This window comes from Nitratidesulfovibrio oxamicus (genome assembly GCF_015731765.1).
Lineage (GTDB): Bacteria > Desulfobacterota > Desulfovibrionia > Desulfovibrionales > Desulfovibrionaceae > Cupidesulfovibrio > Cupidesulfovibrio oxamicus.
In genome coordinates this window covers 1-9,569 of the sequence record NZ_VRYY01000015.1, presented here as the reverse complement: position 1 = coordinate 9,569, position 9,569 = coordinate 1, and the positions used below count along the sequence as shown (strand labels likewise).

The window sequence follows — 9,569 nt, the reverse complement described above, 5'->3', positions numbered from 1 at the left end:
CGCGCGCCGGAGGGCAGCACCGCGCCCGAGGCGACGAACGCTTTCTGGCGGGCGGCAAGCGCGGCCATGTCCTCACCGATGACCGAGGGGCCGGTGGCGGAAGAGCCGGTGGGCGCGGTGGCGGTGACGGCGTCGGCGGGCGATACGGAGGAGATGGCAGCGGACTGGTCGGCGGACTGGGTCATGGCGCACTCCTTGGCGATCGTTCCGGTGCGGGGCGGATGCGCCCCGCCCGATACGCGGGGTTCGGGGGATGGCTGGCGGCTGGCCGGGGCGCGGGACGCCTGCTGGAGACGGGGGCGCCGGAAGGGCTCGCTGGCCTGGGCCGGTCCTGTTGGGTTCTGTTCGGTCCGGTCAGGGGCGGGCCAGGGACTGTGGCGCGCGCCCGGTACGGTCCGCCATTGTGTATTGATAACGCATCCCGTGTCGCCGCGCCAGTGGGGGTGGCGTGGAAACGCGGCCACGTCCGTCTTGACAGCGTGCCTCTTGCGGTGCAGGGTAAACTGGCCTTTGTGCGGCCCGGCGTCTGGAGTCTGCTGTTCTGCAAGCAGCCAATGGCGCTGACGGGGCCGGTCACTGCGGGCGCATGCGACATCGCTTGCGCCCCTTCGGCGTGCCCGTGGCACGGCGCGACGCAGGTGCCCCTTTCCCCCATGCCGTGCGGATGCCGCAATGATCCGTTCAGGGAGAGTTCTCACCATGTCAAAGGGTTCCAATCAGTTCGACGTCATCGTCGTGGGCGGCGGCCCGGCAGGGCTGTTCGCCGCGTACCACCTTGCCGAGCATTCCGGCCTGCGCACCTGCCTCATCGAGCGCGGGCAGGACGTGCGCAAGCGCAGCTGCCCCATCAACAAGACGCAGAAGTGTCTGAAGTGCAAACCGTGCCACATCCTGTCCGGCATGGGCGGCGGCGGCCTGTTTTCGGACGGCAAGCTCAATTTCATCCACAAGTTGGGCAAGACCGACCTTACCCAGTTCATGCCCCGCTCCGAGGCCGAGGCGCTGATCAACGAAACGGAGACCATCTTCAACCGTTTCGGCATGGACGGCCCGGTCTACCCTTCGGACATGGAGGCGGCCAAAGCCATCCGCAAGCAGGCCAAGAAGCACGGCATCGACCTCTTGCTCATCAAGCAGAAACACCTTGGCAGCGACTGTCTGCCCGACCATATCGCCTCCATGTGCGCGCACATCCGCGACAAGGGCGTGGACATCCGCACGGGTGAAGAAGTGCGCGCCCTTACCGTGGAAAACGGCGCGGTGCGCGGCCTTGTGACCGACAAGGGCGAATATGCGTGCAAGGCGGTGATCATCGCCCCCGGCCGCGTGGGCGCGGACTGGGTGGGCGAACTGGCGCGCGGGCACGGCCTAGCCGTGAGCCAGCGCGGCATAGAGGTGGGCGTGCGCGTGGAAGTGCACAAGGACATCATGTCGGACATCACCGACGTGATCTACGACCCCACCTTCTTCGTGCAGACCGACAAGTACGACGACCAGACCCGCACCTTCTGCACCAACCCGGAAGGGTTCATCGCGCTGGAGAACTACCAGGACTTCGTGTGCGTGAACGGCCACGCCTACCGCCACCGCAAGTCGGAGAACACCAACTTCGCCTTCCTGTCCAAGATGGTGCTGACCGATCCGGTGTCCGACAACCAGGGTTACGGCACCGCCATCGGGCGGCTGGCCACCATCATCGGCGGCGGCAAGCCCATCCTGCAGCGTTTCGGCGACCTGCGGCGGGGCCGCCGGTCCACGTGGAACCGCATCAAGAAGGGCTACATAGAGCCCACCATGACCAACGTGGTGCCCGGCGACATCGCCATGGCCCTGCCGGAACGCATCGTGACCAACCTGGTGGAGGGGCTGGAGCAACTGAACAACGTCATGCCCGGCATCGCCAACGAGGAAACGCTGCTCTACGCACCGGAGATCAAGTTCTTCGCCACCCAGGTGGAGACGGACAACCGGCTGGAAACCTCGCTCAAGGGGCTGTTCGTGGCGGGCGACGGGCCGGGCGTTGCGGGCAACATCGTGTCCGCCGCGGCCACCGGGCTGATACCGGCCAAGGCCATCATCGAACGGAGCTAGCCGGGCGGTACGCCGTTGCCTCCGGAATCGGTGGGGGACGGCGTGGATGTACAGGCATGAAACGGACGGGGCGCCTTGCGGGGCGCCCCGTCTTTTCGTGTGCGCGTGAAGGCGGTTGAACAAAGGGGCGGCAGGCGGCGTGGGGAGGACGGCACGCCGCATGTCTTGAATCTTGCCGTTTCGGACTTATGTTTGGGGACGAGACACCAATCGCGCCCGGCGCGAGGGAGGTGATACGCATGTTCACCGGCATAGCGCGCGTGCCACGGCACGTATGGGACAGCGACCCGGTCGTTCGGGACGACTTCGAACGGTTGATCGAACGGCTGGAAGGGCTGGCCCTGGATGTGGGCCTGGACCCCGACCGCAACATCTGCCTTACCGACAACAAGGAGGATGTGCGGGTGGGGATAAGCGAGGAAATGGACATGTATCTGCGCGAGGAGCCCGGAACCTGGCGCATGTAGCAACGATGGCGCGTCGGCCCTGAACCGGTCCCTGCTGATGGTCCATGGCAGCCCTGCCATGGCAGCCCGGCATGGCAGCCCGGCAAGACACGACGCGCGGAAGGAACAACAAAGGGGCGCTCCGCCATGGCGGAACGCCCCTTTTTCATGATCTTTTTCCTGCGTGTCCCGCCTGCGGAGCCGCCTACGAGCAGGACGAGGACACCGAGTTGGGCGGAAACACCCGGATGGCCCAGGTCAGCGCCAGTGCGAACAGCGCGGAGATGATGCCCACGGCCGCGTCCCAGAACGGCGGTGCGCCAAGGGCTATGCGCATGAGCAGGGTGGCGATGACGTAGCCGGAGTTGCGGAACACCGCGTGGAACGAGGGCATGAAGGTCTGCGCCACCAGCACCATCAGGATGTCCGCGAAGATGAGCACCGTGTAGATGGTCTCGAAGAAGTCGAACGACTGGCCGGTGGTGGCGAACATCCAGCCGTCCCACAGGGCAATGCCGATGAACGCCACGAACAGGCCGAGGGCCAGAAGCTTCTTGGCCATGACGTAGTGCATGCGGTCCATGGCCGAGGTGATGTACCCCTGGGGCCGCTGCACCTTGTAGTACAGGCCAAGGCACAGGAATATCACCAGCGCGGCGCTGGCCGATACGATGATGTGCAGCACGGGCATGAGGTCGAGCGAAAGGCTGATGGGCTCGTGCATGTGCGAAAGCTCCTTGAAGGAGTTCCGCAGCAGGATCAGCGCGAGAATCTCGAACTGCTTGCCGACCGAGCGCGACAGCGAGCAGGACAGCACCAGGATCAGGCTCATCACTTCCAGCACCAGCAACATGGTGAAGGCGAAGTTGACGGCCTGGAAATGGTTGGAGGGAACGAAGCGGGTCAGTTCCACCGGCAGCCCGGCCAGCAGGCCGCGCCGGTTCAGTTCGATGGCGACGATGCCGCCGATGAATGCGAAGATGAGCCCGAGCGCCACCCGGCGCTGGGTGCGCGGGTGTTCCCAGTAATGGTGCAACAGGTCGAAAAGATTGGTGAGTGGTTCGAGGCGGAACATGATCGTGCCCGGCGCTGGGGCCTGATGGATGGTTTGGTGTCTTGCGCGGCTACGCGGAGTGCGAGCCGCGTGCGCATGTGACCGGTGTCGTCCGCCTATAACAGGAAAAAATGACAAACAGAAAGGGATTTGCCTGAATTTTCCGAACCGTCGGTTGGTCCGCCCCGGCGTTGCCGTATGGGCTAGGGACCAGGTTCACCGGCAAATCCCTTTCATCGGGAAGTGTTCCGTCGGCATTATTTCGCTGCATCCTCCGCCGGGGTTTACCTGCGGCTGCCAGGGGAGCACCCGCGGGCCTCTGCCATGTATGTCTGGGAAGCGGGGGCCTTCCCGGACTTGCATGACCTTTCCCTTGCCATAGGAATAAGGCCGCGTGGCGTGGCGTCAAGCGCGGCGAACGGCGGTTGGCGTTATTTTGTGAGGGGGGAGTGAAGCGGGGGGCGGGCGTGGTCTGGCGCGTGGGATGGGCGGAGGCAGAAGAGTGAAAGGCGTTCCGGCACGGGAAAATGGTCGCGCGTTACGGTAGCGGGGCGGTGGTGCGGGCGTGGTCTGGCAAATGGGCGGCAGACCTTGCCGAACCGGACTGGTCGGGCAGCAGGCAGCGCAGGGCGCGCAAGCTGCCCTTGCCTGCCCCGCCCTGCGTCTGTCTGCCCGGGCCTGCGCCTGCCTGTCCGGGCCTGCGTCTGCCTGTCCGGGCCTGCCGCGCCCGCTGAAAAAACAGTTGACGCGCGGTCGCTCCGTTGGCTATTGAATCGCTCCGCGCCACTGGCGCGTCGGCGCGTCCCCATCGTCTAGCTGGCCCAGGACAACGGCCTTTCACGCCGTCGACAGGGGTTCAAATCCCCTTGGGGACGCCAAATTTCAAGAGCCACCAGGAAAATTCCCGGTGGCTCTTCTTGTTGTGTCCGGCGATGCTGATCGAATGCCGTCATGAAAGCCTGTCCCCTTGCCCTGCATGGCAACCAGCCTGCGGGAATATTCCTTCCGGTGCCACGGCGGCCTCGGTTGAATGTCGTTGACTTCTGGGACAGCCGATCATGCGCACGCGCATGGTTCATACGGTGACAATTTCGCCAGCGCCACCAGCAGGATGCATTCACTCTTGTCTTTCGGGGGGGTGCCTCGGCATGCCCCCTGACGTCATCCGATTCGCCAATCCGCAACGTCATCCTCCTTCATCCGCTTGCGGGGGCACCGTGCACCGGTGCCGTTGCCGTTCCTGTCCGCGCCGTTCGATCCAGGCGGAATGATACTTCTTGCCCGACCGGGGGTGCGGGTACACAATGCAGTAGCCGGGGCGTCTTTTGCTGTGCCCCCCCTGCATTCCGTACCGCGGAGAGGTTGTTTGATGTCCCGCAGGTTGGCCCTGTTCATTTTTCGTATCCTCCCGTTCGCAGTGCTGTTGGGCGGGGCTTTTTCCGGTGTCTGCCGGGCAGATTCCGGCCCCGCGGATGTCCGGTTCACCCCGGCGGAGCAACGCTTCATCCGTGAATCCGCCCCCGTCACCCTGTGCGTGGACCCGGACTGGCCGCCCTTCGAGAGGGTGGAGGCGCGCAACGGTCAGCCGCGCCACGCGGGCATTGCCGCCGACATCATCGCGCTGGTGGCGCAGCGCACCGGCCTGTCCTTCGAACTGGTGCCCACGGCCACGTGGGATGATAGCATCGCGGCCGCGCGGGCGGGCCGCTGCCAGGTGCTCAGCTTCCTGAACCAGACGCCGCAGCGCGACGCATGGCTGGGTTTCACCGATCCCCTGCTGACCGACCCCAACGTGTTCATCACCCGGACGGAGCACCCGGCCATAGTGGACCCGGCGGTGCTGGAGGGCGCGACCATCGTGTTCCCGCGGGGAACGGCCATGGAAGAACTGGTCCGCAAGGACTACCCCAACCTGACGGTGCTGGTGACGGAGTCGGAGGCAGATGCCATTCGCATGGTGGAGGAACGCAAGGCGGACATGACCATGCGTTCGCTCATCGTGGCGGCGTACACCATCCGCCAGCAGGGGCTGTTCAACCTGAAGATCGCGGGCAGGCTGCCGGAATACGAGAACAAGCTGCGCATGGGCGTGGTGCGGCACAACCCCTTGCTGCGCAGCGTGCTGAACAGGGGCATCCGTTCGCTGACGGTCGAGGAGCGCCAGCAGATCGTCAACCGGCACGTGCCCATCACCGCCCAGACGTCCGTGGATTACTGGCTGGTGGCCCGTGTGGCCGGGTTTTTCGCGCTGCTGGCCGGGGTGGTGCTGTGGTACAACCGCAGGCTTCAGCGCATGAACGCGGTGCTGGAGCGCCTGGCCCGCACCGATTCGCTTACCGACCTGCCCAACCGCAGCCGCCTGAACGAATTGTTCCGGCGCGAGGTGGAGCGGGCCCAACGCTATCGGCGGCCCTTTTCCATCGTCATCCTGGACATCGACCACTTCAAGCGCGTCAATGACGAGCATGGTCACCTGGCGGGCGACAGGACCTTGCAGGTCTTTGCCCGGGTGGTGCGGGACAGCGTGCGCGGGGCGGACTCCGTGGGTCGTTGGGGCGGCGAGGAATTTCTGGTGCTCTGCCCGGAAACCACGGCGGAAGAGGCCGTGCAACTGGCGGAGCGGTTGCGGGGGGCGTCGCGGGCCACGCGGTTCGAGGGGGGGCGCATCCATACCCTCAGCGCCGGGGTGGCGGCCTTCCGCGAAGGCGACAGCGTGGACACGCTGCTGCACCGGGCGGACACGGCCCTGTACCGCGCCAAGAACGGCGGTCGCGACCGGGTGGAGGTGGAGTAGTCCCCCTTGCGTCGGGCATGGCGCCGCCCTGCGACGCCATGCCCGGAATTTCGCGTGCGGGGGCGGCAGCGGGGCAAGGCCGGTCATGAACCGGTCCAGCGCCAGGGTGATGCGCCGCGAGGCATGGTCGTCACCGGGGGCGGCGCAGGCCGCAGCCATGGCCGCATGATGCCATTTAACGCGCGCGCACCACGCGGGCTTGCCCTTGCGGCGCGGAGCGGTTAGCCAGATGGTACGAAACCGCAGGGCCGGGCTGGTGTGCCCGTGCTGCTTGTCAGCCCGTTTCGGTCCTCCCCCGGTCCACGCCCAATACCTTCATGCCATGAACATTCCCATGCCCGCTCCCAGCCGTACCGCCCACTCCTCTGCGGTTTCCGGACATGCTCCGCGCCCCGTCGCGCCGGGCCATGCGCACGAGCAGGCCGTCTGCCCCCGTTGCGGAGGCCGGGTGTGCCAGCCCGGCCATGTGGGCCATGCGGGCCAGACGAATCAGGCCAATCGCGCGGGACGGGTGCCGGAGAGCGGGGCGGGCGACCTTGCAGGGCTGCTGCGGCGGGGACTGTCCGGTCCCATGCGCTACCTGCGGGCAGCGCCCCTGCCCCATGCCACCGGAGGCGTCTCCGCCCTCATTGGCGCAGGGCTGACCCGCGTGGCGCTGGAAGCGTTGGCGGAAGAAGCACTGTCCATGGGCCTGCTGCTGTTCATGCCCGCTTCCGGCTGGTTCGGACTGGCCCTGCTGTGCGGAGCCGACGGCCTGAGCCGCTACCGGGAATACCTGCGGGTGCGCCGCATGCTGACCCGCTGGGGGTTTGCCACCCGGCTGCTGCGTCCGCTGGCCTCGTCGCGCTGCCAGCGCGACGCCGCCATGCAGGCCGCGCGAGAGGCGGGCTGTGCCGACATGACTCGCGCCTACTACCGCCAACTGGGGTACCGCTGGTACCATCTGCTGCCCGACAGGGTGGTGGCCAACCCGCTGGCGTTTCTCGACACGCGGTTTCTGCGGGCCACCTTCTTGCCCGGCAAACGCTAGGGGCCGTTTCCGGATTGTCCCCCGGCCCGCGGTCATCCGCCAGAAGGATGTGGAGTTGGGCCAGAGGCTGCAAGTTCCTGTCGCGCGAGGTCGCGTTATGGTGTAATCTGAATCAACGCGGCGAGTAATTTCGGTGCGTTCCCCGTGGTATCGCGCGTGAAGGAGCGGTACACGGGGCAGGCTGGGCGGAACTGGTGGCGGAACTGGTGGCGGAATGGGCGCGGCGCGCGCAGGGGAGCGACTGGCATGGCAGCTGACGGCCACCACGATCACGACATCGTCGCAGCCGGGCAGGGTTCCGCGAATTCCGGTCGTCCGGATGACTCAGACAGTGTTCCCGGCGGCGCTCCGCCGGATTCCCTGCCCGCTGCCGCGCGCAGTGCGCCGTCCGATGTCCCGCCGGGTGCGGAATCCGGTGACGTGGCCGAACTTCATCGCCTGCTGGTTGAGCATCTGCCCAGCGGCTATGCCCTGCATGAAGTGCTCTGGGACGAGCACGGCCAGCCGCGCGACTACCGGTTTCTCGAGGTCAATCCCGCCTTCGAGGTCATGACCGGCCTTGCCCGCGAAAGGGTGCTGGGGCGCACCCTGCTTGAAGTGCTGCCCGACATCGAGCGCAAGTGGGTGGACATCTACGGCAGGGTGGTTACCAGCGGCGAAAGCATCTCCTTCGAGCACCGCGACGAACTGTTGGGCAGGCACTGGGACGTACGGGCCTGGCGCGCCGGGCCGAACAGGTTCGCGGTTGTCTTTTCCGACGCCACCCGCTGCAGGGTCATGGAAGACGAACTGCGCCGTTCCTCGGCCATGCAGCGTGCCATGATCCGCAACATTCCCTTCGATTTCTGGGCCCGCGACGCCAGCGGTCGCGTGGTCATGCAAAGCGACATTTCCGTGGCCTTGTGGGGCGATCTGACCGTTTCGCCCGACAGCGAGCGGGACGTGCCGGAGGCCACCCGCGCCGGATGGGCGGGCACCAACGCCCGTGTCCTGGCGGGCGAGACGGTGCGCCACGAGCACGAGGTGCTGCTGCGCGACGGCACCCGGCGGGTATTCTCCAGCATGGTCACTCCCATCCGCCCCATGCGTGAAGACACGACCGACGGGCTGCTCGGCATTCTCGGCATCAACATCGACATCACCGAGCAGCGCGCAGCCGAACAGGCCCTGCGCCGCAGCGAGGAGCGGTTCCGTTCGCTGATAGAGAACGCCCTGAACCTGCCGGTGCAGGGTTACGACCGCGAACGGCGGGTGTTCTTCTGGAACGCCGCCAGCGAACGGCTGTACGGCTTTACCAGCCAGGAAGCCATGGGCAGGCGGTTGGAGGAACTCATCATTCCGGACTACATGGCCGACGAGGTGCGGCGTGACGTGGCCCACTGGGTGGAGACCGGCATCGCCCCCCGCGCGGGCGAATTGCGCCTGCGCCACAAGGACGGCAGCCCGGTGGCGGTGTATTCTTCGCATGTTGCGTTGCAGGGGCCGGGCGGCGAGCCGGAGATGTACTGCATCGACGTGGACCTCAACGACCTGCGCCGCGCCGAACTGGCCCTGCGCGAAAGCGAGCAGCGCTTCCGCTCGCTGGTGGCCAACCTGCCGGGCGTGGTCTACCGCTGCGAGGCCGAACCGCCGTGGCGGGCGTTGTTCATTTCGGACCAGGTGGAGCAGCTGACAGGGCATCCGGCGGCGGACTATCAGCAGGGGGGGGTGGCCCTTGAGCACATCATCCACCCCGACGACCGCGCCAGGGTCGTGGCGGGCATGGAGGTGACCACCGATCCGGACGGGCATTTTTCACTGGAATACCGGGTGCTGCATGCAGACGGCACCCAGCGCGCGGTCATGGAGCAGGGGCGGCGGGTGCTCGACGAGTCGGGCAGGGTGTTTCTGGACGGGGTGATCCTGGATGTCACGCCCCTGCGCCAGGCCCTGAGCGACCTTGCCGCCGCACGCGACTTCCTGGACGCGGTAATGGAGGCCATGCCCTCCGCCCTGGCCGGGGTGGGACCGGATGGTCTGATCATCCACTGGAACCGCGCGGCGGAAGAGGCGTCCGGCCTTTCGCGCGATGCCGCGCGCGGGCGCCCTGCGGCAGAGGTGTTGTGCCGGCTGGTGGGTGCGGCCCCGCATGTGCACGAGGCCGTGGCCCGGCGT

The 9,569-nt window shown here is 66.7% G+C and carries 6 protein-coding genes, 1 tRNA gene and 1 pseudogene; 6 read left to right on the top strand and 2 right to left on the bottom strand.

Annotation, left to right across the window (positions count from 1 at the left end; translation table 11 throughout):
- Positions 1–185 (bottom strand): annotated as a pseudogene (locus tag FVW20_RS00815) (hypothetical protein); the annotation flags it as partial.
- Positions 186–699: 514 nt separating this feature from the next.
- Between FVW20_RS00815 and FVW20_RS00810 the strand changes: the two are divergent.
- Positions 700–2,091, top strand: coding sequence for an NAD(P)/FAD-dependent oxidoreductase (locus tag FVW20_RS00810; RefSeq protein ID WP_196607882.1), 1,392 nt, complete (start codon positions 700–702; stop codon positions 2,089–2,091).
- A 239-nt stretch (positions 2,092–2,330) separates the two neighbouring features.
- A complete protein-coding gene (locus FVW20_RS00805; RefSeq protein ID WP_015946262.1) occupies positions 2,331–2,558 on the top strand; it encodes a hypothetical protein in 228 nt (75 codons plus the stop codon).
- 184 nt (positions 2,559–2,742) lie between these two features.
- On the opposite strand, the gene FVW20_RS00800 is transcribed toward FVW20_RS00805, so the two are convergent.
- Positions 2,743–3,612 carry a hypothetical protein gene (locus FVW20_RS00800; protein WP_196607881.1) on the bottom strand — a complete coding sequence of 290 codons (870 nt, stop codon included), beginning with the start codon at positions 3,610–3,612 and terminating at the stop codon, positions 2,743–2,745.
- 780 nt (positions 3,613–4,392) lie between these two features.
- Between FVW20_RS00800 and FVW20_RS00795 the strand changes: the two genes are divergently transcribed.
- From FVW20_RS00795 to FVW20_RS00780, 4 genes are all read left to right on the top strand, one after another.
- Positions 4,393–4,469, top strand: a tRNA-Glu gene (locus FVW20_RS00795).
- A gap of 491 nt (positions 4,470–4,960) precedes the next feature.
- Positions 4,961–6,385, top strand: coding sequence for a diguanylate cyclase (locus FVW20_RS00790; RefSeq protein WP_196607880.1), 1,425 nt, complete (start codon positions 4,961–4,963; stop codon positions 6,383–6,385).
- A gap of 334 nt (positions 6,386–6,719) precedes the next feature.
- On the top strand, positions 6,720–7,415 hold the full coding sequence (locus FVW20_RS00785) for a hypothetical protein (RefSeq protein ID WP_231038750.1): 696 nt from the start codon (positions 6,720–6,722) through the stop codon (positions 7,413–7,415).
- Between the two features lie 246 nt (positions 7,416–7,661).
- Positions 7,662–9,569: PAS domain-containing protein (locus FVW20_RS00780; protein WP_196607879.1), on the top strand; the 1,908-nt coding region annotated here is incomplete at its 3' end.

Bases quoted from the DNA above. Each gene is read 5' to 3' on its own strand.
- FVW20_RS00810 (WP_196607882.1), top strand. From the start codon at position 700: ATGTCAAAGGGTTCCAATCAGTTCGACGTCATCGTCGTGGGCGGCGGC.
- FVW20_RS00805 (WP_015946262.1), top strand. From the start codon at position 2,331: ATGTTCACCGGCATAGCGCGCGTGCCACGGCACGTATGGGACAGCGAC.
- FVW20_RS00800 (WP_196607881.1), bottom strand. From the start codon at position 3,612: ATGTTCCGCCTCGAACCACTCACCAATCTTTTCGACCTGTTGCACCAT.
- FVW20_RS00790 (WP_196607880.1), top strand. From the start codon at position 4,961: ATGTCCCGCAGGTTGGCCCTGTTCATTTTTCGTATCCTCCCGTTCGCA.
- FVW20_RS00785 (WP_231038750.1), top strand. From the start codon at position 6,720: ATGCCCGCTCCCAGCCGTACCGCCCACTCCTCTGCGGTTTCCGGACAT.